Below are 21,566 nucleotides of genomic sequence, written 5' to 3'. Positions count from 1 at the left end.
GCCGTACGAGCCGCCCCACGCGGGGTTCCCGCCCCCCGGAGGGCCGCCGCCTCCGACCGGCGGGGCCGGGCAACGGCTGGTGATCGTCGCCGGCCTCCTGACGCTCGGCCTCCTTCTGGCGGGCGCCGCGGTCTTCCTGGTCCTGCGCGACGCCTTCGGCGACGGTGACGGGGCCGGCGGTGAGGGGACAGGCGGCGAGGCGGGCCTGGCCGACCTGCGCGAGCCGCTGACGTTCCAGCAGGTCGAGGAGACGTCCCAGCCGCCGTGCGGGTCCGGGACCGTCCCGGACACCGGAGGCGCCGCCTGCTACCGGCTCGGACCCGAGCGCATGGCCGTGAACCGCGTCGAGCGCATCGCGGCGGTGCCGCCGGGGCCGGGGAACGGCCAGAGCCGCTGGTCCGTCCAGCTGAAGCTGACCCCCTCCGACGGGGCGGCGTTCGGGCGGCTGACCGGCAAGGCCGCCGCACGGCCGCAGGAGACCGAGGGCCGGCGCATCGCGATGATCGTCGGCGGGGAGGTCATCTCCGCGCCCATGGTCACCGACGGCCCCATCACCGGCGGTGAGGTGATGATCTCCGGGGACTTCACCCGGTCGGACGCGGAGGGCCTCGTCCAGACGATGACCGGGGCGGGCGGCTGACCCGGCGATAGGACGCCGGGGCGCCCGCACCGTCACCGCTCGTGACCGGTCATGGTGCGGGCGGCGCGCCGCGCATGGGACGATGTGGCCGGTGAGCACAGCGCGGGAGGTGACCTCCGCTACCGTGAGCGACGTGGACGAGACGTCGCCGGAGCAGGGGGAGGAGCAGGGGTTCCGCGTCCACCTGGACAACTTCGAGGGGCCGTTCGACCTGCTGCTCGGGCTGATCTCCAAGCACAAGCTCGACATCACCGAGGTGTCGCTGCACAAGGTCACCGACGACTTCATCGCGCACATCCACTCCTACGGCAAGGACTGGGACCTCGACCAGGCCAGCCACTTCCTGCTCGTCGCCGCGACCCTGCTCGACCTCAAGGCCGCCCGGCTGCTGCCGTCCGGCGAGGTCGACGACGAGGACGACCTGGCGCTGCTGGAGGCCCGCGACCTGCTGTTCGCGCGGCTGCTCCAGTACCGCGCCTACAAGGAGGTCGCGAAGGACTTCGCCGGGCGGATCGCCGACGCGAGCCGCCGGTTCTCCCGCGTCGTGCCGATGGAGCCGCGGTTCGCGAACCTCCTCCCGGAGGTGCTGCTCGGCCTCGGGCCCGAGGAGTTCGCCCGCGTCGCCGCCAGGGCCTTCGCGCCCAAGGAGCCGCCGTCGGTCTCCGTCGAGCACATCTACCAGCCGAAGGCCAGCGTCAGCGAGCAGGCCGCGATCGTCGTGGAACGGCTCCGCCGGCTCCGCGTCACGACGTTCCGCGTCCTGGCGTCCGACGCCGAGGGCACCTACGAGGTCGTCGCCCGGTTCCTGGCGCTGCTGGAGCTGTACCGGGACCAGAACGTCACGTTCGAGCAGCCCGAGCCGCTCGGCGAGTTGAACGTCACCTGGATCGGCGCCGACGAGGGCGACGTCGAGGTGGGCGACGACTACGAGGGCGCCCCCAAGAAGAACGACCAGAACGGCGAGAACGACGAGAAGGACCAGAAGGACCAGAAGGACCAGAAGGACCAGAGGGACGAGGGAGACGATGACTGAGGAACCCGGCGCCGTCGCGCCGGAGCTCCCGGGGCTGCGCGCCTCGATCGAGGCGATCCTGCTGGTGGTGGACGAGCCCGTCACCGAGATGACGCTCGCGCAGCTGCTGGAACGTCCCCGCGGCGAGATCGCGGACACGCTGCGGGCGCTGGCCGCGGAATACACCGAGCAGGGCCGCGGGTTCGACCTGAGGGAGGTCGCCGGCGGCTGGCGGTTCTACACCCGGGACGTGTGCGCCCCGGTGGTGGAGCGGTTCGTCACCGACGGGCAGCAGGCGCGGCTCACGCAGGCCGCGTTGGAGACGCTCGCCGTCGTCGCGTACCGGCAGCCGGTGAGCCGTGCCCGCGTGTCGGCGATCCGCGGCGTCAACAGCGACGGGGTGATGCGCACGCTGACGCTGCGCGGCCTGGTCGAGGACGCGGGGCAGGACCCCGAGTCCCAGGCGCACCTGTACCGCACCACCGGCTACTTCCTGGAGCGGCTCGGGCTCCGCGACCTCGACGAGCTGCCCGAGCTCGCCCCCTTCCTGCCCGATGACCTGCCAGACGACATAGTTGAGGACACGTGACCGAGAACGAGGGCGTACGGCTGCAGAAAGTCCTGGCCGAGGCCGGGATCGGCAGCCGCCGCCACTGCGAGGAGCTGATCGGCGAAGGCCGCGTCACCGTCGACGGGAAGAAGATCTTCCGGTTCGGTGAGCGTGTCGACCCCCGGAGCGCCGTCATCCACGTGGACGGCAAGCGGGTCGAGACCCGCGCCGAGATGCGCTACTACGCGATCAACAAGCCGCTCGGCGTGGTGAGCACGATGTCGGACGAGCGGGGCCGCAAGTCCCTCGCCGAGTACGTCGACGTGCCCGAGCGGCTGTTCCACGTCGGCCGGCTGGACACCGACACCGAGGGCCTGATCCTGCTCACCAACGACGGCGAGCTGTCGCACCGCCTCACCCACCCGAGCTACGGCGTCAACAAGACCTACCTGGCCGAGATCCACGGGCCGATCCCGCGCGACCTCGGCCGGCGGCTGAGGGCCGGGGTGACGCTGGACGACGGCCCGGCCAAGGCCGACAAGTTCCGGATCTTCGACCAGGTCGGCAAGCGCATCCTGGTCGAGATCACCCTGCACGAGGGGCGCAAGCACATCGTCCGGCGGCTGCTGAAGGAGGTCGGCTTCCCCGTCCAGCAGCTCGCCCGAATAGAGTTCGGGCCGATCAAGCTGGGTCAGCTGAAGCCGGGCACGATGCGGGCGCTGACCGTGCAGGAGGTCGGCGAGCTGTACAAGGCCGTCGGGCTGTAGGCCGGCGGACACGAGGAGGGGGAAACGGCTGTGGCGGTACGCGCGGTCCGCGGGGCGACACAGGTCGAGGCCGACGACCGGGACCAGATCCTGGAGGCGACGACGGAACTCGTCTCCGAGGTGATGTCCCGCAACGAGCTGAGCACCGACGACGTGATCAGCGTCATCTTCACGACCACGCCGGACCTGGCGGCGGAGTTCCCGGCGCTCGCCGCCCGCAAGCTCGGCTTCCACGAGGTGCCGCTGCTGTGCGCGTCGGAGATCGCCGTCCCCGGCGCGCTGCCCCGGGTGATCCGGCTGATGGCCCACATCGAGACGGACCTTCCCCGCGCGGACGTCCAGCACGTCTACCTGCGCGGCGCCACGGCCCTCCGACTGGACATCGCGCAGTAGCGCCCGAGCGGAGCGAGGCATGTTCGGAGCGAGGCATGTTGCAGGGCGCAGTAGCGCAAGGCAGTGGGTGGGGCGCAGTAGGGTTTGGGCGTGAGTGAGGACGTGGTGGCGCGGCGCATCATCGTGGTCGGGACGGGACTGATCGGCACGTCGATCGGCCTGGCCATGCGGGAGCGCGGCGCCGAGGTGCTGCTGGTCGACCGTGACGCGGCCGCGCTGGAGCTGGCGGTCGAGCTGGGCGCCGGCGAGGCGATGCCGGACGGCGCGCACGAGGAGCCCGCCGATCTGGCGGTGCTCGCGGTGCCGCCGGCGGCGGTGGCGGTGACGCTGCTGGACGCGCAGAAGCGCGGCCTCGCCACCGCCTACACCGATGTGGCGAGCGTGAAGGCGCTGCCGCTGGCGCAGGCCGCCGAGCTGGGCTGCGACCTGACGACGTTCGTGGCCGGGCACCCTCTCGCGGGCAGCGAGCGGTCGGGTCCGGCCGCGGCCCGCGCGGACCTGTTCCTCGGCCGTCCGTGGGCGCTGTGCGCACCCGCGGAGGCGACGCCGGAGACGGTCGAGGCCGTCACGGGCCTCGCGCAGGCGTGCGGCGCGATGCCGGTGCGGGTGGACGCCGTCGAGCACGACCGGGCCGTCGCCCTGGTGTCGCACGGCCCGCACGTGGTGTCGGCCGCGGTGGCCGCCCGCCTCACCGGCGCCGACGATGTGGCGCTCGGGCTGTCGGGGCAGGGCGTCCGGGACGTCACCCGCATCGCGGCCAGCGACCCCCGGCTGTGGATCGGTATCCTGTCGGCGAACTCCGCGCCGGTCGCCGACGTGCTGGAGGCCGTCGCGACCGACCTCGCGGTGGCGGCGTCGCTGCTGCGCGACGGCAGCGAGGAGGCCGCCGCCCACGTCGCGGACCTGCTGCTGCGCGGGAACGCCGGCCGTTCCCGCATCCCCGGCAAGCACGGCGGGGACCAGCCCTCCTACGCGACCGTCCAGGTGGTCATCCCGGACCGCCCCGGCGAGCTCGCGATGATCTTCCAGGCGGCGGGGATCGCGGGCGTCAACATCGAGGACGTGGCGATCGAGCATTCGCCGGGCCGCCCGCTGGGCGTCCTGGAGCTGGCGGTGGTGCCGGAGGAGGCCGAGCGCCTGGCCGCCGAACTCCGCGCCCGCGGCTGGTCCGTCCCCGGCTGACGCACCGCCGGCTGACGCGCGGCCGGACGAGCGGTCCGCAATGGGCGCGGCCCCTGACCGAGCGCGGGCCGGGAGCGTGCGGCGCGGGGAGTGGGCGCGGGCCGGTAGCCTGGTTCGCCGGGGCTCGTCCGGGGGGAACCGCCCGCCGGTGCGGCGATGAGCGCCGCCCGATCCGCCCCGCGGCCGCACGCCGAGGGGCGCCTCAACGCGACACAGAGAGGGAGCGATCGTGCCGCTCGTCATCGCCATGGACGGACCCTCCGGGTCGGGCAAGTCCAGCGCGTCCAAGGGCGTCGCCCGCGCGCTCGGGCTCCGCTACCTGGACACCGGTGCGATGTACCGCGCCATGACGTGGTGGATGCTCGACAACGGCGTGCCGGTCGAGGACGGGAGCGCCGTCGCGGCCCGCGCGCTCGAACCGGTCATCGAGTGCGGCACCGACCCGGACGCGCCGGCGATCACGGTCGGCGGGGCGGACGTGTCCGGCCCGATCCGCACCCGCGAGGTGACGAACGCGGTCAGCGCCGTCAGCTCCGTCCCGGCGGTCCGCACCCGGCTCGTCGAGCTGCAGCGCGAGATCATCGGGGCCGGGGGCATCGTGGTGGAGGGACGCGACATCGGCACTGTCGTCGCGCCGGACGCGCCCGTCAAGGTGTACCTGACCGCCAGCGAGGAGGCGCGGGCCCAGCGGCGCGCGAAGGACCTCCTGGCCGACCCGGGCGCGTCGGTGACGGTCACGCAGGCCGAGCAGGCGCGGCGCGACCGGCTGGACTCCACCCGGAAGGCGTCGCCGCTGACGAGGGCGGGCGACGCGCACGAGATCGACTCGACGGAGCTGAGCCTCGCCGAGGTCATCGAGGCGATCGTCCGCCTCGCCAAAGAGCAGGAGTGAGCGGGCCGCCTGACGGCGCCCGCGGGGACGGAACAGTGAGCGATTACGAGATCGAGACGGTGGACGTCGCCGAGGACGTCCCCGAGGACGCGGGGCCCGCGCCGGTGGTGGCGGTGGTGGGGCGGCCGAACGTCGGCAAGTCCACCCTGGTCAACCGGATCCTCGGCCGCCGCGAGGCCGTCGTGGAGGACGTGCCGGGCGTGACCCGCGACCGGGTCGCCTACGACGCGACGTGGAGCGGCCGGCGGTTCACCGTCGTCGACACCGGGGGATGGGTACCGGACTCGTCCGGGCTCGCCGCGGCGATCGCCGAGCAGGCGCGGCTGGCCGTCGAGCTGGCCGACGTCGTGATGTTCGTCGTGGACGCGACCGTCGGCGCCACCGACGTGGACGAGGCCGTGGTGGAGATCCTGCGCCGGTCCGGCAAGCCGGTGGTGCTGGTCGCGAACAAGGTCGACGGCGTGGCCGCCGAATCCGACGCGGCGCTGCTGTGGTCGCTCGGCATCGGCGAGCCGCACCCGGTCAGCGCCCTGCACGGGCGCGGCAGCGGCGACCTGCTCGACGCGGTGCTCGCGGCGCTGCCGCAGGAGGCGCCGCCGGAGACGTTCGGCGAGCTGTCCGGGCCGCGCCGGGTGGCGCTGCTGGGCCGCCCGAACGTCGGCAAGTCGAGCCTGCTGAACCAGGTGGCGGGGGAGCGGCGGGCCGTCGTGGACGAGGTGGCCGGGACGACCCGCGACCCGGTCGACGAGCTGATCGAACTCGGCGGTAAGACGTGGCGGTTCATCGACACGGCGGGGATCAGGCGGCGGCACCGGGAGAACCAGGGCGCCGACTTCTACGCGACGCTGCGCACCCAGTCGGCGCTGGAGCGCGCCGAGGTCGCGGTCGTGCTGGTGGACGCCGACCAGCCGCTCGCCGAGCAGGACCTGCGGATCATCTCGATGGTGATCGACTCGGGCCGTGCGCTGGTCATGGCCTACAACAAGTGGGACCTGCTGGACGAGGAGCGCCGCCACTACCTGGAGCGGGAGATCGACCGGCAGCTCCACAACGCGCGCTGGGCGCCGCGGGTGAACGTCTCCGCCAAGACCGGCCGGCACATGGAGAAGCTGGTGCCGGGCATCGAGACGGCCCTGGAGGGCTGGGGCACCCGCGTCCCGACGTCCAAGCTGAACCAGTTCTTCGCCGACCTCGTGAACTCGCATCCGCACCCGGTGCGGGGCGGCAAGCAGCCGCGCGTGCTGTTCGCGACGCAGGCGGGGGTGCGGCCGCCGAGGTTCGTGCTGTTCACCTCCGGGTTCCTCGAGGAGGGCTACCGGCGCTTCATCGAGCGGCGGCTGCGCGAGGAGTTCGGCTTCGCCGGGACGCCCCTCGACATCGCGATGAAGATCCGGGAGAAGCGCGGCAAGGGCCGTAAGTAACGGAAATATTCGGCACGTGGCTCGCCGGGGATCTTTCCCGGGCGGGCCGTGGCATGTCAGGATGCATTCTGCGGGCAGCGAGTAAGTCTTCCATTACTCGCTGATCTCGCGGATAGTGCACATACGAGCCGGGGTGGCCGGGGCTCCCGGACACCAGGCGCGGGTCGAGGGGTGCCACGTGAAGCTCTTGCTGCTCATGTCCGTCGCTGCCGTCTGCGTGGCGCTCAGCTTCGCCTGGCGGGAGCCGTGGATCGGCGGCGTCGGCCTCCTGGTCGCCTTCGTGGCCATGTTCACCGACCGCGACGACGTGCGGCTGGACGACGAGCGGGGCAGCTACGAGACCACCAAGTCCGTCCGCAACATGCGCAACCACGACCGCTAGCGCTAGCGGGGACGGCGTGCGGCCCCGAACCCCTGGACGGGACCGCACGCCGCCGGCCGGAGGCCGTCCCTACCTCTCGTAGCGCGGCTCGCCCGCGACGGGCTGGTCGCCGGGGCGCGGAGGCGGAGGCCCCTGCGGGGGCGGCCCCTGCGGGGGTGGGCCCTGTCCGGGCGGGTTCTCCCGCGCGTAGCGGCCGTAGACGAGGGGCTGGGTGCTGCCCGGCGACGGATGTTCCGGATCGGCCGCGGGCGGAGCGGTCTCGCGGGCGCCGGCCACGGCGAAGCGGCCGAGCGCGAGCCCGGCGAGGAACGCGATGGCGACGCCGAGGCCGGTGAACCCGGCGAGCTGCTCGGCGATCCGCTGGCTCTCGCCCGATCCGAGCGGGGCGCCGACGCCGGAGACGTCCCACAGCGCCGCGACGGTGTGCCCGGCGACGAACCAGGCGCCGCCGAGCGCGGCGAGCCAGGCGCCGAGCATCGCGAGCGCGCGGTTGGCGACGGCGAGCACGATGAGCCCGCCGAGCACGACGGCGACCGCGGGCGCGATGGCGAGCTGGAGCCGGTCGGTGTCGTAGACCCAGGTGTCGTCCGGCGCGAAGCCGAAGCCGAAGTACGGGCCGATGAAGGGCAGGAGCCCGCCCCACAGGCCCAGCAGCACCAGCAGGGTTCCGCTGAGCACGCCGCGGGTGCGCGGTGCGCGCATGGTCCCAGTCATGATCATTCCTCCTGACCGGGCGTGTGATTCTGTTCTTGAACCACCCAGTACCCGGACCAAAGCACTTGACACGGCCGCGCAAAGGCGCCGCAAAGGCCGTGGAGATCACCATCGTGTACGTGCGGGACGACCGGCCGGATCACCGGACGCGACGATCTCCCTCGCCGGGCCCGCGCCGCGCACCGGGACGGCGGGCAGCCGTGACGCATCTGCGAGAGCCATTGAGTGATCCTCCTCGCATCCTTTGCATGCTTGACCCCCTTCGCCTCGTATCTGCGAGAGCGCTACGCTGTGTCCTATGGCCACGTTCAGGATCAGTGAGGCGGCCGCGCTGCTCGGGGTGAGCGCGGACACCGTCCGGCGCTGGGTGGACGGCGGGCGGCTCCCCGCGTCCCGGGACGAGCACGGTCACCGGCGGGTGCCGGGAGCCGAGCTCGCCGCGTTCGTGCGCGACCAGGCGCGCGGGACCGGCCCGTCCGACCAGGGCGAGCGGTTCTCCTCCGCGCGCAACCGGATGCGGGGGATCGTGACCGACGTCGCCCGCGACGGCGTGATGGCGCAGGTGGAGATCCAGGCCGGGCCGTTCCGGGTCGTGTCGCTGATGAGCCGTGAGGCGGCGGACGATCTCGGGCTGGAGGTGGGCGTGATCGCCGAGGCGGTGGTGAAGTCCACCAACGTCGTCGTCGAGGTGTCGGAGCAGGGCTGACGCCCCAGGGAGGATCATGTCCAAGCGCGCGCTGGCCGCGGTGTCCCTGCTGCCCGTGGTCGTGGCGGGGTGCGGCGACGTCGAGAACGGCGGCTCGTCCGGCACGGGCGGCGGCCGGACGCTGACCGTGTTCGCGGCGGCTTCGCTCACCGAGGTGTTCACCCGGCTCGGCGAGACGTTCGGGGGCTCGCGTCCGGGCGTGCGGGTCAGGTTCAACTTCGCCGGCAGCTCGACGCTCGCGCAGCAGATCACCCAGGGCGCGCCGGTCGACGTGTTCGCGTCCGCGAGTCCCGCCACCATGAAGACGGTGACCGGCGCGGGCGATGCCGCCGGCCGGCCGCAGGTGTTCACCCGGAACCGCCTGGTCATCGCCGTCCCGCAGGGCAATCCGGGCAGGGTGCACGAGATCGGCGACCTGTCCGGGGCCGGGCTCAAGGTCGTCCTGTGCGCCGTGCAGGTGCCCTGCGGGGCCGCCGCGGAGCAGGCGCTCGACGCGGCCGGCGTCGAGGTCGAGCCGGCGTCGCGGGAGCGGGACGTCAGGGCGGTCCTCACCAAGGTCGGCCTGGGCGAGGCCGACGCCGGGCTCGTCTACCGCACCGACGTCGAGGCGGCGGGGGAGGAGGTCCGGGGGATCGGGTTCCCCGAGTCCGTGAAGGCCGTCAACGACTACCCGATCGCCGAGGTCGCCGGCGCTCCGCAGAGCGCGCTCGCCAAGGAGTTCATCCGGCTGGTGCTCGGAGAGCGGGGGAGGACGGCGCTGAACGAGGCGGGATTCGAGACGCCGTGAAAGGGGCCGTGAGAGGGGCGGCGAGGAGGGCCGTGGCGCCGGAGGCCGACCGGCTTCCCGGCCGGCCGCCGTGGATCCTGCTGCTGCCCGCGCTGGCGGGGCTCGCCTTCCTGGTGCTGCCCCTGCTCGGGCTGCTCGTCCGCGCCCCGTGGTCCACGCTCGGTACCCGCCTCGCGCAGCCGCAGGTGCTCGAGGCGCTGCGGCTGTCGCTGGTCAGCGCCACCCTCGCCACCTGCCTGTCCCTGCTGCTCGGCGTCCCGCTGGCCTGGACGCTGGCCCGGGTCCCCTTCCGCGGCGCCGGCCTCGTCCGGGCCCTGGTGACCGTGCCGCTGGTGCTGCCGCCGGTGGTCGGCGGCGTGGCGCTGCTGCTGGTGCTCGGCCGGCGCGGGCTGATCGGCGGGTGGCTGGACTCCACGTTCGGGATCACGTTCCCGTTCACCACCGCCGGGGTCGTGCTGGCCGGGACGTTCGTCGCGATGCCGTTCCTGGTGATCAGCGTCGAGGGCGCGCTCCGCGCCGCCGACCTGCGCTACGAGGAGGCCGCCGCGACCCTCGGCGCGGGCCGCTGGACGGTCTTCCGGCGGGTGACGCTGCCGCTGGTCGCGCCCGGCGTCGCGGCCGGGGCCGTGCTGTGCTGGGCGCGGGCGCTCGGGGAGTTCGGCGCGACGATCACGTTCGCGGGCAACTTCCCCGGCCGGACGCAGACGATGCCGCTGGCGGTCTACCTGGCGCTGGAGACCGATCCGCAGGCCGCGATCGTGCTGAGCCTCGTCCTGCTGGCGGTGTCGGTCGTCGTCCTGGCCGCGCTCCGGGGCCGCTGGATGGACACCTCCAGATGAGCGCCTCAGATGAAAGCCTCCAGATGAGCACGGGCCGAGGATTGGACGCGCGCCTGATCGTGATGAGCGCCTCCAGATGAGCACGGGCCGAGGATTGGACGCGCGCCTGATCGTGCGGCGTGCCGCGTTCGAGCTGGACCTGGCGCTCACCGCCGAGCCCGGGGAGGTCGTGGCGCTGCTGGGCCCGAACGGGGCGGGGAAGAGCACCGCGCTGCGGGCCCTGGCGGGGCTCGTCCCGACGTCCGGCGGCCACCTGCGGCTGGGCGGCCGCGACCTGCGCCGGCTGCCGGCCGACCGGCGCGGCATCGGCATGGTGTTCCAGGACTACCTGCTGTTCCCGCACCTCAGCGCTCTGGAGAACGTCGCGTTCGGGCCGCGCTGCCAGGGCGCCGGCCGCCGCGCCGCCCGCCGCCGCGCCGCGGACTGGCTGGAGCGCGTCGGGCTCGCGGAGTTCGCGTCCGCCCGGCCCCGGGCCCTGTCGGGCGGGCAGGCGCAGCGCGTCGCGCTGGCGCGGGCGCTGGCCGTCGAGCCGGGCCTGCTCCTGCTGGACGAGCCGCTCGCCGCCCTCGACGCCCACACGCGGCTGGAGATCCGTGCCGCGCTCCGCCGCCACCTCGCCGGTTTCGGCGGCGCGGCCGTCCTCGTCACTCACGACCCCCTGGACGCGATGGTGCTGGCCGACCGCATCGTCGTCGTGGAGGGCGGGCGCCTCGTCCAGGAGGGGACACCCGCCGACGTGGCCCGCCGTCCCCGCACCGACTACGTCGCGCGCCTGGTCGGGCTGAACCTGTACCGGGGCCGCGCCGAGGCCGGTTCCGTCCTGATCGGTGAGGGGCTGACCGGAGACGGGCTGACCGGTGAGGGGCCGATCGGCGAGGGTGCCCGGACGCTCGACACTGTGGACTCGCTCGAAGGTGAGGTCTTCCTGGCCTTCGCGCCATCCTCGGTGGCGCTGTACCGGACCCGACCCGACGGCAGCCCCCGCAACCTGTGGCGCGCCCGCGTCGCCGCCGTCGAGCGGCAGGGCGACCGCGTCCGGGTCCAGCTGGCCGGGCCGCCTTTCGACGCCGTCGCGGAGGTGACCCCGGCGGCCGTCGCGGAGCTCCATCTGGTCGAGGGCAGCCTCGTGTGGGCGGCCGTCAAGGCCACCGAGACCCATGTTTACCCTGCTTGACCGTATCCGTACCGGCGCATGGTGGCACGCGGCCCCCAGCGGTCGTACGCAAGTGATATCAGCCACAAAAGCGGCAGGGAAGGGCCAATAGCGGACGGGATTGGTCCAGACCAAATGGCTAAAACGGCGGGTCTTGTTCATCATGCAAAGATCCTGCGAACAGCTGAAGGAGTTGCCCGTGTCCAACCAGGTCTCCGGCCTCGACCAGGCCCCAACCGGCCACACCGAACTGATCGAGTGGGTGCGCGGGATCGCCGAGCTGACCAAGCCGGACCGCGTCGAATGGTGCGATGGCTCGGACGCCGAGTGGGAGCGCCTGACCGGCCTCCTCGTCGAGCAGGGCACCCTCGTGCGGCTCGACCCGGCCAAACGGCCGAACAGCTTCTACGCCGCCTCGGACCCGACCGACGTGGCCCGCGTGGAAGACCGGACGTACATCTGCTCCGAGAAGGAGGAGGACGCCGGTCCCACCAACAACTGGGTCGCGCCCGCCGAGATGAAGCAGACCCTGGACGGTCTCTTCGACGGCTGCATGAAGGGCCGCACCATGTACGTGGTGCCGTTCTGCATGGGCCCCCTCGGCGGCAACATCTCGCAGCTCGGCGTGGAGATCACCGACTCCGCCTACGTCGCCGTGTCCATGCGGATCATGACGCGGATGGGCGAGGGCGCGCTGCGGCTCATCGAGGAGCGCGGGTCGTTCGTCAAGGCCGTCCACTCGGTCGGCGCCCCGCTTGCGCCCGGCCAGGCGGACGTGAAGTGGCCGTGCAACTCCACCAAGTACATCACGCACTTCCCCGAGACCCGGGAGATCTGGTCGTACGGGTCCGGGTACGGCGGCAACGCGCTGCTGGGCAAGAAGTGCTACGCGCTGCGGATCGCGTCCACGATGGCGCGCGACGAGGGCTGGATGGCCGAGCACATGCTCGTGCTGAAGCTGACGCCGCCGGCCGGTGAGACCCGCTACGTCGCGGCCGCGTTCCCGTCGGCGTGCGGCAAGACCAACCTCGCGATGCTGGAGCCGACCATCCCGGGCTGGAAGGTCGAGACGATCGGCGACGACATCGCCTGGATGCGGTTCGGCGACGACGGCCGCCTCTACGCGATCAACCCGGAGGCCGGGTTCTTCGGCGTCGCGCCCGGCACCGGCGCGAGCACCAACGCCAACGCCGTGAAGACGCTGTGGGGCAACAGCATCTTCACCAACGTCGCGCTGACCGACGACGGCGACGTGTGGTGGGAGGGCCTCACCGACGAGCCGCCGGCGCACCTCACGGACTGGAAGGGCAACGACTGGACGCCGGACTCGGGCACTCCGGCCGCGCACCCCAACGCGCGCTTCACCACCCCGGCCGGGCAGTGCCCGATCATCGCCGACGAGTGGGAGGACCCCAAGGGCGTCCCGATCTCGGCGATCCTGTTCGGCGGCCGCCGTGCCTCCGCGGTTCCGCTGGTCACCGAGTCGTTCGACTGGCAGCAGGGCGTGTTCCTCGGCGCCAACGTCGCGTCCGAGAAGACCGCCGCGGCCGAGGGCGCCGTCGGCGAGCTGCGCCGCGACCCGTTCGCCATGCTGCCGTTCTGCGGCTACAACATGGGCGACTACTTCGCCCACTGGCTGGAGATCGGCAAGGCCACCGAGGCCGAGAAGCTTCCCCGGATCTACTACGTCAACTGGTTCCGCAAGGGCGCCGACGGCAGGTTCATCTGGCCCGGCTTCGGCGAGAACAGCCGCGTCCTGAAGTGGATCGTCGAGCGGCTCAACGGCAAGGCCGACGCGGTCAAGTCCCCGATCGGGCACCTGCCGACCCGGGACGCGCTCGACACCGACGGCCTGGCCATGGACGACGCCGACCTCGACACGCTGCTGTCGGTCGACACCGAGGTGTGGAAGCAGGAGGCCGCCCTGGTCCCCGAGCACTTCGACAAGTTCGGCGACCACATGCCGAAGGCCCTGTGGGACGAGTACCACGACCTCGTCCGCCGCCTGGAGCACTGACCCGGTCCGCCACGTCCCCGCGCCCGTCCGCCGCTCCGCTCGGCGGGCGGGCGCACCGCTCCCCCCGGAAACCTCGACCACCAGCAGGTCGGGGTCGCGCGGCTGGTACGGCTCCCCGGAAACCTCGACCGCGGTTGAGGGCGCATAGGATCCGGGGCATGACGCGGCTTCAGCACCGGGTGCACGAACTGACCGTCGGGCAGCTCGCCGAGCGGAGCGGCGTGGCGGTCTCGGCGCTGCACTTCTACGAGTCCAAGGGCCTGATCACCAGCCGCCGGACGGCGGGCAACCAGCGGCGGTTCAGCCGCGACACGCTCCGCAGGGTCTCGTTCATCAAGGTCTCGCAGCGGGTCGGGATCCCGCTCAGCGACATCCGCGACGCCCTCGCCACGCTCCCCGAGGAGCGCACCCCCACGGTGGAGGACTGGGCGCGGCTGTCGGAGACCTGGCGCAGCGACCTCGACGACCGCATCCGCCAGCTCGAACGGCTCCGCGACGACCTCACCGAATGCATCGGCTGCGGCTGCCTGTCGATCAGCAAGTGCGGCCTCGCCAACCCCGGCGACCGCCTCGGCGACGAGGGCCCCGGACCCCGCAGGCTCCTCGTCGGGCACGGCGCCGGGAACGCCCCGTCCCGTGCGCGGGGCGGGGCGCCCCCCGCGCGGGACGGGGCGGCCGGGAGCTGCGACGATCCCTGCGGCCCCGGGGACTAGCTGCGGCGCGGGTCGCGGCCGTGCGGGTCGATGCGGCGCGGGGCCGGCTCCCGTCCCGCCGGCTGGCTCGGCGGCGGCTGCGCCGGGACGTGCTCGATCGGCAGCTCGACCGGCTCGGCCCCGAGGGTGAGCGGCTCCCCGTGGTGCCACAGCTTGATGCCCGGGCCGTCCATCAGCTCGTAGCGGGCCGCCTCCGAGGTCACCGTGACCTTGATCCGGCTGCCCCGGTAGCGCATCCGGAACGCCAGTCGGCTGATGCCGCCCGGCAGCCGCGGCGCGAACCGCAGCCGGCCGCGGCCCGCCCGCATCCCGCCGAACCCTGCGACCAGCCCGCTCCACGCCCCCGCCATCGAGGCGATGTGCAGGCCGTCGCGGGTGTTGCGGTTCAGGTCGTGCAGGTCCATCAGCGCGGTCTCGCCGAGGTAGTCGTGCGCCAGCTCCAGCTGGCCGACCTCGGCCGCCACGACCGCCTGCGTCTGCGCCGACAGGGACGAGTCCCGGACGGTCAGGCCCTCGTAGTAGGCGAAGTTGCGGACCTTCTCTTCCGCGGTGAACGTGTCCCCGCACAGGTGCAGCGCGAGCACCAAGTCCGCCTGCTTGACGACCTGCTTGCGGTACAGGTCGAAGTACGGGTAGTTCAGCAGCAGGGGATAGTGGTCGGGCTTGGTGGCCGCGAAGTCCCACTGGGCGTGGTTGGTGAAGCTCTCGCTCTGCGGGTGGACGCCCAGCCGGTCGTCGTAGGGGATCAGGATGGCCGCCGCCGCGTCCCGCCACGACGCGGCCTCCTCGGCGTCCACCCCGAGCCGGTCGGCCACGTCCGGATGGCGCATCGCCATCTCCGCGGCCTCCTCCAGGTTCCGGCGCGCCATCAGGTTGGTGTAGACGTTGTTGTCCACGATCGCGCTGTACTCGTCGGGGCCCGTGACCCCGTCTATCCGGAACACGCCGCGGGCGTCGTGGTGGCCGAGGCTCCGCCACAGCCGCGCCGTCTGCACCAGGATGTCCAGGCCGATCTCCCGCTCGAACTGCACGTCCTCCGTGGCGTCCAGGTAGCGGACGATGGCGTCGGAGATGTCGGCGTTGACGTGGAACGCGGCGGTACCCGCCGGCCAGTACCCAGAGCATTCGTGGCCGCGGATCGTCCGCCAGGGGAACGTGGCGCCCGCTAGGCCGAGCTGTGCGGCGCGCTCGACCGCGAGCGGCAGCGTCATGTGCCTCCAGGCGAGCGCGTCCGCCGCGGCGTCGGGCGAGGTGTAGGTCAGCACCGGCAGGACGAACGTCTCGCTGTCCCAGAACGTGTGGCCGTCGTAGCCGGGCCCCGTCAGGCCCTTGGCGGGGATCATGCGGCGTTCTGCGCGCGCGCCCGCCTGCAGGACGTGGAACAACCCGAACCGCACGGCCTGCTGGATCTCGGCGTCGCCCTCGACCTCGACGTCCGCGCCCTCCCAGAACTCGTCCAGGTACTCGCGCTGCTCGGTGAGCAGGCCGTCCCAACCGGTCAGCCGCGCGCCCGCCAGCGCCCCGACCACCTGGTCGTGCAGCGCCGGACGGGACCGCTGGCTCGACCACCCGTACGCGAGGTACTTGACGATGCGCAGCTTCTGCCCCGGCTCGAGCCGCGTCGCGACCGTCAGCCGGCCCACGTCCTGCGAGCTCTCGGTGTCGATCGCCATCGACTCCGGGCCCTCGATGTCGTGCGACATGCCCGCCGCCATCCGCAGCCCGCTCTGCCGCGTCCGGTGCAGCAGCAGGACCTTCGTCCCGTTGGCGACGTGCTCCTCGCCGACCAGCGGGCTCTCCAGGATCGCCGACCCCCGCGGGTCCTTGCCGCCGCCGGGCAGCGCCTCGTTGGCCACCAGCTCCGACTGCGCGACCACCCGGACCGCCTCGTCCACCGGCTCGATCTCGTAGCAGATCGCCGCGATGGCCCGCTGGGTCAGCGACACGATCCGGACCGAGGTCACCTTGACCCTCTTGTCGGCCGGGGACGTCCACTCCACGTGCCGGGTGAGCGTCCCCTCCCGCATGTCGAGGTTCCGCTCGTGATGGTGGACGCGGCCGTAACGCACGTCGAACGGCTCGTCGTCCACCAGCAGCCGGATCACCTTGCCGTTGGTGACGTTGATGACCGTCTGGCCCATCTCCGGATAGCCGTAGGCGGTCTCGGCGTGGGGCAGCGGACGCTCCTCGTAGAAGGAGTTCAAGTACGTGCCCGGCATCCCGTGCGGCTCGCCCTCGTCCAGGTTGCCGCGCAGGCCCACATGCCCGTTGGACAGCGTGAACACCGACTCCGTCTGCGCCAGCCGGTCCAGCCGCAACTCCGGCTCCCGCAGGCACCACGGCTCCACCATGAACAGGGGCCGATCCACCGCGGTCTGGCCCTCCCGCTCCGTCACCGGGCCTCCATCAGTTCGGACAGGTCGGACACGACGACGTCGGCGCCGTGCTCGGCGAGGGCCTCGGCGTTCGCGCCGTCCACCCGGTTGACTCCCACCACGTAGGCGAACCCTCCGGCCCGCCCCGCCTGGACGCCGGCGAGCGCGTCCTCGAACACCACCGCCCGGCCGGGCTCGACGCCCAGCTCCCGCGCCCCGGCGAGGAACATGTCCGGGGCGGGCTTGCCGGGCAGGTTCCGCTCCGCCGCGGTCACGCCGTCCACCCGCGCGTCGAACAGGCCGGTGATGCCGACCGTCCGCAGCACCTGGACGGTGTTGGCGCTCGACGACACCACCGCCGTCCGCAGCCCCGCCTCCCGCGCGGCGCGGACGTAGTCGATCGAGCCGTCGAACGTCTCGACGCCCTTCTCGTCGATGAACCTGAGCACCAGCTCGTTCTTGCGGTTGCCCAGGCCCCGGACGGTCTCGGTCTCCGGCGGGTCGTCGGGGGAGCCCTCCGGAAGCTCGATGCCGCGCGACTCCAGGAACGAGCGCGTCCCGTCCTCGCGCTTCTTGCCGTCGACGTACCGGCCGTAGTCCTTCACCGGGTCGAACTCGGTGAACGGCTCACCGGACCGCCGTGCCCGCTCCCGCAGGTAGCCGTCGAACATCTCCTTCCAGGCGGCGGCGTGGACCGCCGCCGTCCGGGTCAGCACCCCGTCGAGATCGAAGAGACACGCCGTCGCCTCGTCCGGCAGTCCCAGCATCCGCACCCCCTGGAGAATGACACCATCGATAAAGATCCTGAACGCGCGACCCGTTCCCCGGCCGACCCCGGAACATGCGGGCCGCGGCCGCTCGAACGGGGGGGGATCATGATCTCCGTACAACCCCTCGGTCAGGGTCGCACACGAGGAGGAGTGAGCCAATGCAGAAGGCGCGTATCGGCGTCACGGGTCTTGCGGTGATGGGCCGGAACCTGGCCCGCAACCTCGCCCGGCACGGGCATCCCGTCGCCGTGCACAACCGCACCCACACCCGGACCAAGGCCCTGGTGGAGGAGTTCGGCGGCGAGGGAACGTTCCTGCCCGCCGAGACGCCCGAGCAGTTCGTGTCCTCCCTGGAGCGTCCCCGCCGCCTGGTGGTCATGGTGAAGGCGGGCCGCCCGACCGACGCCGTGATCGACGAGTTCGCCCCGCTCCTGGAGCCCGGCGACATGATCGTCGACGGCGGCAACGCCAACTTCACCGACACCCGCCGCCGCGAGGCCGCGCTCCGCGAACGCGGCATCCACTTCGTCGGCACCGGCATCTCCGGCGGCGAGGAGGGCGCGCTGCACGGCCCGAGCATCATGCCCGGCGGCTCCGCCGAGTCCTACGAGGCCCTGGGCCCCCTCCTGGAGGACATCTCCGCCAAGGTGGACGGGACCCCCTGCTGCACCCACGTCGGCCCCGACGGCGCCGGGCACTTCGTGAAGATGGTGCACAACGGCATCGAGTACGCCGACATGCAGCTGATCGCCGAGTCCTACGACCTGCTCCGCCACGCCGCCGGCCTCGCGCCCGCCGAGATCGCCGAGGTCTTCCGCACCTGGAACACCGGCCGCCTGGAGTCCTACCTCATCGAGATCACCGCCGAGGTCCTCGCGCACACCGACGCGTCCACCGGCAAGCCGTTCGTGGACGTCGTCCTCGACCAGGCCGAGCAGAAGGGCACCGGCCGCTGGACGGTGCAGACCGCGCTCGACCTCGGCGTCCCCGTCGGCGGCATCGCCGAGGCCGTCTTCGCCCGCTCCGTCTCCGGCCACGCCGCCCTCCGCGAGGCGTCCCAGAACCTGCCCGGCCCGTCCCGCACCGCGAACGCGGGCCCCGGCTTCGCCGACGCCGTCGAGAAGGCCCTCTACGCCTCCAAGATCGTCGCGTACGCGCAGGGCTTCCACGAGATCCAGGCGGGCAGCGCCGAGTACGGCTGGAACATCGACCTCGGCGCGATGGCCACCATCTGGCGCGGCGGCTGCATCATCCGCGCGCGCTTCCTCGACCGAATCCGCGCCGCCTACGAGGCAGACCCGAACACCCCGACCCTTCTCACCGACGACCACTTCACCGAGGCCGTAGGCGACGCTCAGCAAGCCTGGCGCGAGGTGGTCGCCACCTCAGCCCGCCTCGGCATCCCCGCCCCCGGCTTCTCAACGGCCCTGGCCTACTACGACTCCCTGCGCGCCGACCGCCTCCCGGCCGCCCTGACCCAAGGCCAACGCGATTACTTCGGCGCCCACACCTACCGCCGCACAGACCGCGAAGGCACCTACCACACCCTCTGGGGCGAAGACCGCACCGAAACGCCCTCCTGACCTGCCCGGGCCAGCCCTCGCGCCGACCCGCCGACGCGAGGGCTTCCCGGCCGCCTGCCCTGACCACTCGCGCATTTCTTCCGGCGACGTCACCATCCGTGGCGTACACAGGGGTTCCTGCGCGGCTCCAAGGGCTCCCGGAATGTCTCGGCCGAGCCCTACCGTGGTGAACGTGACCATGAGCGAGCAGGAGTGGCGAGAGGCGCATACCGCCGCAATCCGCGGCTACCACGTCAGGCTCCGTGCCTGGGCCGCACAGAACGGCGTGGCTCTGAACGCCCGTGGCCGCATCCCGACCGCCGTCCAGGAGAGGTACGAGCAGGCGACCGGGGACGACGTCGCCGAAATCCTCGCCGAGATCTACAGCCTCCTGCCACCGCGCGTACCTACCGCCTACGACTGGCTTGAAAGCCCGCAATGGCAGCATTTCCTCGGAGCGGCATCGTTCTGCCTCATCTGGGTCGACGGTCTCGACGCACCAGACTGCCTGCGGAAGCTGACCTGGCTGCATCCGGTGCCCGGCGGCCGCGCGACGTTTGAGCAGGTCATGGCGCGGCCAGAACCCCCGGCCGAGAACATCACGGGAGCGGCGCGGATCGGCGAGTGGACTTTGGTCTACCTGCCATCGGGAGGCGGCTCCGCCGAGGCGACACCGGCGGTCAGGCGACTCTCCGGTGACGGTCACCAGGCGGTGGCGTACTGGCAGATCGGGGCCGTCGGCATGGAACGTTTCCTGTACTGCCGCGACGGTGAACTCCGCACCGAGTTCGACCCGTTGTTCCCTGCCGATCGCCAAGGCTCTCAGCCGGACCTGCTGGTACCGCAGATGACCGACGCCGGGCTTCTGCCCGGCAGTGACCCCGGTGACTGGCCCCGTAAACCCGCGCTCAAGGCACTGGCCCTGGCCGACAGGATCACCAACGGTGCCCACGCAGGCCCCGAGGTGCTCGCTGGCGCGTTCCTGTGGGCCGCCCAGCGCTAGGCGTTCTGGACCGTGGTCTCGGTGTCCGCGACGTCTCCGCCAGGAGGTCATCGGACTTCGACCGTGGTGGCGGACGAGGCGGGAGTGCACCGCGCAGCGCCGTCCCACGAGCCGTCACGCTGACGTGCCGACTCAGAGCATAAAGGCGTGTTCGACGAATCCGCTGTATACACGAAGGTACGAGTACCTCACGCAGGCGGCGCTGTCACCGGACGACAGCGAAATGCTCCTGACTGAGGCGGCGCAAGAGCCGGACGAGTAGACGGGACCCCCCATGAACAGCCGATTTGCCCACTGGCGCAAGTCACGCCACAGCGAGCCCAACGGCACATGTGTGGAGGTGGGGCGAGCGGTGGACGGGACGATCGGCGTCCGCGACACCAAAGCCAAGGGAGAAGGCCCGGTTCTGGAACTGACGCGCCGCGAGTGGGCGAACCTTCTCCAGTGCGTCCGGTCCCGTCGATAGGACGTACCGGCCGGGTCCATTCGTAAATTTGCGGGCTACTCATGCCGTTCTCTTCGAGGGTGGCTGCTGTGGAACCTGTGCCTGGGTGTCTTGCGTGTGACCTGTTTGCCGGGGTTCGTCCTCTCCCTGGTGGACGTCTCGCGGAGTCGTCGGGGTGGGTCGTCGAGCATTCAGTGGGTCCGCTCGGCTTGGGGACGCTGGTTGTCAAGCCGGTGCGGCATGTCGTTCAGCTCGCCGATTTGGACGATGCGGAGAGCGAGGCTCTGGGCCCGCTGCTGCGGCGGGTGTCCGCGGCGGTGACGGAGGTTCTCCAGCCGGAGCAGGTCTACGTGTGCCTCTGGTCGCACGCGGGCGGTGTGCCGGGGCATCTGCACTTCGTGGTGCAGCCCGCGATGAAGGCTGACATGGACCGGTTCGATGCGTTCGGGCCCGCACTGCAGATGGCGATGTTCCGTGACGGGGCCCTACCGGACGAGGCCGAGGTGGAAATGGTGTGCCGGCGGCTTCGGCCGCTCCTGCGGAGCCCCTGACCCACTGGGGCACTGCGGAGGATGCCTGGGGGAGCCGAGCCATAGGGTTGCGGGGTGCGAGTTCCGGCGGATGGAGAGATTCGGGCGTTGCATGAGAAGTACGCGCCGAGCAGGGAGGCGTTCGAGGTCGTTTACATGCACTGTCTGATCGTGTGTGAGATCGCTGAGCAGCTCATGGGCGATGCCGGGAGCGATCTCGACAGGGACCTCGTGCGCGCCGGGTGCCTGCTCCACGACATCGGCGTGTACCGACTGTACGGGCCCGGAGGGACGTTCGATCACAAGCGGTACGTCCGGCATGGTGTGCTCGGGCACGAGCTGCTTCAGGACGAGGGCTTTCCCGAGGTGATCTGCCGGTTCTGTTCCTGTCACACCGGCATGGGGATCACACGGGACGACGTCGAGCGGCAGGGGCTGCCCGTGCCGGCCGGTGACTACGTGGCCGAGACCGGCGAGGAACGGCTGGTCATGTACGCGGACAAGTTCCACAGCAAGACCGATCCGCCGACGTTCGTCGCCGCCGATTCCTACGCCGTCCACGTCCGGCGTTTCGGCAGCGACAAGGTCAGGACGTTCAAGGCGATGCGCGAGCACTTCGGCGAGCCCGCCCTCAAGCCCTTCGCGGACAGATACGGCCACGCGCTGGTCTGACGCGGCGTCCGGCGCGGGCAGTGGGTGGGTGGGGGCAGGAT

Annotated in this window: 22 protein-coding genes and 1 pseudogene; 20 read left to right on the top strand and 3 right to left on the bottom strand. The window is 72.1% G+C overall.

Annotated features, from left to right (window positions below; translation table 11 throughout):
* The 9 genes and pseudogenes from E1285_RS45830 to E1285_RS30860 form a co-directional block, all read left to right on the top strand.
* Window positions 1-640, top strand: a pseudogene (locus E1285_RS45830) (hypothetical protein); the annotation flags it as partial.
* Between the two features lie 133 nt (window positions 641-773).
* Window positions 774-1,673, top strand: a complete 900-nt coding sequence (locus E1285_RS30895) for a segregation/condensation protein A (protein ID WP_243723161.1) — start codon at window positions 774-776, stop codon at window positions 1,671-1,673.
* Window positions 1,666-2,241 (top strand): SMC-Scp complex subunit ScpB, encoded by a 576-nt coding sequence (gene scpB, locus E1285_RS30890; protein WP_132158095.1) that lies wholly within the window; start codon window positions 1,666-1,668, stop codon window positions 2,239-2,241. The genes E1285_RS30895 and scpB overlap by 8 nt, the downstream gene beginning before the upstream one ends.
* Window positions 2,238-2,969 carry a pseudouridine synthase gene (locus E1285_RS30885; protein ID WP_132158094.1) on the top strand — a complete coding sequence of 244 codons (732 nt, stop codon included), beginning with the start codon at window positions 2,238-2,240 and terminating at the stop codon, window positions 2,967-2,969. The genes scpB and E1285_RS30885 overlap by 4 nt, the downstream gene beginning before the upstream one ends.
* A gap of 30 nt (window positions 2,970-2,999) precedes the next feature.
* Window positions 3,000-3,362, top strand: coding sequence for a chorismate mutase (aroH, locus tag E1285_RS30880; RefSeq protein WP_132158093.1), 363 nt, complete (start codon window positions 3,000-3,002; stop codon window positions 3,360-3,362).
* Window positions 3,363-3,452: 90 nt separating this feature from the next.
* Complete coding sequence (locus E1285_RS30875; protein WP_279510107.1) at window positions 3,453-4,544, top strand: prephenate dehydrogenase; 1,092 nt, start codon at window positions 3,453-3,455, stop codon at window positions 4,542-4,544.
* A 229-nt stretch (window positions 4,545-4,773) separates the two neighbouring features.
* A complete protein-coding gene (gene cmk / locus E1285_RS30870; RefSeq protein WP_243723160.1) occupies window positions 4,774-5,436 on the top strand; it encodes a (d)CMP kinase in 663 nt (220 codons plus the stop codon).
* Between the two features lie 35 nt (window positions 5,437-5,471).
* A complete protein-coding gene (der, locus tag E1285_RS30865; RefSeq protein ID WP_207946947.1) occupies window positions 5,472-6,857 on the top strand; it encodes a ribosome biogenesis GTPase Der in 1,386 nt (461 codons plus the stop codon).
* Window positions 6,858-7,035: 178 nt separating this feature from the next.
* Window positions 7,036-7,239 (top strand): hypothetical protein, encoded by a 204-nt coding sequence (locus tag E1285_RS30860; RefSeq protein WP_132158091.1) that lies wholly within the window; start codon window positions 7,036-7,038, stop codon window positions 7,237-7,239.
* Between the two features lie 69 nt (window positions 7,240-7,308).
* Here the strand turns inward: E1285_RS30860 and E1285_RS30855 are convergent, their stop codons facing one another.
* Complete coding sequence (locus tag E1285_RS30855) at window positions 7,309-7,953, bottom strand: hypothetical protein (protein WP_132158090.1); 645 nt, start codon at window positions 7,951-7,953, stop codon at window positions 7,309-7,311.
* Between the two features lie 298 nt (window positions 7,954-8,251).
* Between E1285_RS30855 and E1285_RS30850 the strand changes: the two genes are divergently transcribed.
* The 6 genes from E1285_RS30850 (at window position 8,252) to soxR (ending at window position 14,168) form a co-directional block, all read left to right on the top strand.
* Window positions 8,252-8,659 carry a helix-turn-helix domain-containing protein gene (locus E1285_RS30850; RefSeq protein ID WP_132158089.1) on the top strand — a complete coding sequence of 136 codons (408 nt, stop codon included), beginning with the start codon at window positions 8,252-8,254 and terminating at the stop codon, window positions 8,657-8,659.
* A gap of 16 nt (window positions 8,660-8,675) precedes the next feature.
* Window positions 8,676-9,446, top strand: a complete 771-nt coding sequence (gene modA, locus E1285_RS30845; RefSeq protein WP_132158088.1) for a molybdate ABC transporter substrate-binding protein — start codon at window positions 8,676-8,678, stop codon at window positions 9,444-9,446.
* A gap of 32 nt (window positions 9,447-9,478) precedes the next feature.
* Window positions 9,479-10,285, top strand: coding sequence for a molybdate ABC transporter permease subunit (gene modB / locus E1285_RS30840; RefSeq protein ID WP_243723159.1), 807 nt, complete (start codon window positions 9,479-9,481; stop codon window positions 10,283-10,285).
* 76 nt (window positions 10,286-10,361) lie between these two features.
* Window positions 10,362-11,459 carry an ABC transporter ATP-binding protein gene (locus E1285_RS30835; protein ID WP_132158086.1) on the top strand — a complete coding sequence of 366 codons (1,098 nt, stop codon included), beginning with the start codon at window positions 10,362-10,364 and terminating at the stop codon, window positions 11,457-11,459.
* Window positions 11,460-11,637: 178 nt separating this feature from the next.
* A complete protein-coding gene (locus E1285_RS30830; RefSeq protein WP_243723158.1) occupies window positions 11,638-13,455 on the top strand; it encodes a phosphoenolpyruvate carboxykinase (GTP) in 1,818 nt (605 codons plus the stop codon).
* Window positions 13,456-13,613: 158 nt separating this feature from the next.
* Window positions 13,614-14,168, top strand: a complete 555-nt coding sequence (gene soxR, locus E1285_RS30825; RefSeq protein ID WP_132158084.1) for a redox-sensitive transcriptional activator SoxR — start codon at window positions 13,614-13,616, stop codon at window positions 14,166-14,168.
* Here the strand turns inward: soxR and E1285_RS30820 are convergent.
* Both E1285_RS30820 and E1285_RS30815 read right to left on the bottom strand, forming a co-directional pair.
* Window positions 14,165-16,564, bottom strand: coding sequence for a glycosyl hydrolase family 65 protein (locus E1285_RS30820; protein WP_243723157.1), 2,400 nt, complete (start codon window positions 16,562-16,564; stop codon window positions 14,165-14,167). The two genes, soxR and E1285_RS30820, sit on opposite strands and share 4 nt — an antisense overlap.
* Window positions 16,561-17,310: a beta-phosphoglucomutase family hydrolase gene (locus tag E1285_RS30815; protein WP_132158097.1), complete on the bottom strand. Its 750-nt coding sequence runs from the start codon at window positions 17,308-17,310 to the stop codon at window positions 16,561-16,563. The genes E1285_RS30820 and E1285_RS30815 overlap by 4 nt, the downstream gene beginning before the upstream one ends.
* Before the next feature lie 161 nt (window positions 17,311-17,471).
* Between E1285_RS30815 and gndA the strand changes: the two genes are divergently transcribed.
* The 5 genes from gndA (at window position 17,472) to E1285_RS30790 (ending at window position 21,525) form a co-directional block, all read left to right on the top strand.
* Window positions 17,472-18,896 carry an NADP-dependent phosphogluconate dehydrogenase gene (gene gndA, locus E1285_RS30810; protein WP_132158083.1) on the top strand — a complete coding sequence of 475 codons (1,425 nt, stop codon included), beginning with the start codon at window positions 17,472-17,474 and terminating at the stop codon, window positions 18,894-18,896.
* Window positions 18,897-19,074: 178 nt separating this feature from the next.
* Complete coding sequence (locus E1285_RS30805; protein WP_243723162.1) at window positions 19,075-19,878, top strand: DUF6461 domain-containing protein; 804 nt, start codon at window positions 19,075-19,077, stop codon at window positions 19,876-19,878.
* 274 nt (window positions 19,879-20,152) lie between these two features.
* Entirely contained in the window at window positions 20,153-20,344 is a 192-nt protein-coding gene (locus E1285_RS30800) for a DUF397 domain-containing protein (RefSeq protein WP_132158081.1), read from the top strand.
* A gap of 173 nt (window positions 20,345-20,517) precedes the next feature.
* Window positions 20,518-20,874, top strand: coding sequence for a hypothetical protein (locus E1285_RS30795; protein WP_207946946.1), 357 nt, complete (start codon window positions 20,518-20,520; stop codon window positions 20,872-20,874).
* A 54-nt stretch (window positions 20,875-20,928) separates the two neighbouring features.
* On the top strand, window positions 20,929-21,525 hold the full coding sequence (locus E1285_RS30790) for an HD domain-containing protein (protein WP_132158079.1): 597 nt from the start codon (window positions 20,929-20,931) through the stop codon (window positions 21,523-21,525).
* The last annotated feature ends 41 nt before the right edge of the window (window positions 21,526-21,566 follow it).

Origin of the sequence: Actinomadura sp. 7K507, from assembly GCF_004348425.1 — a bacterium.
In the GTDB taxonomy this organism is placed as follows: Bacteria; Actinomycetota; Actinomycetes; order Streptosporangiales; family Streptosporangiaceae; genus Spirillospora.
Note: the sequence above shows the minus strand (reverse complement) of the source record. Positions and strands in the feature narration are given on the sequence as shown.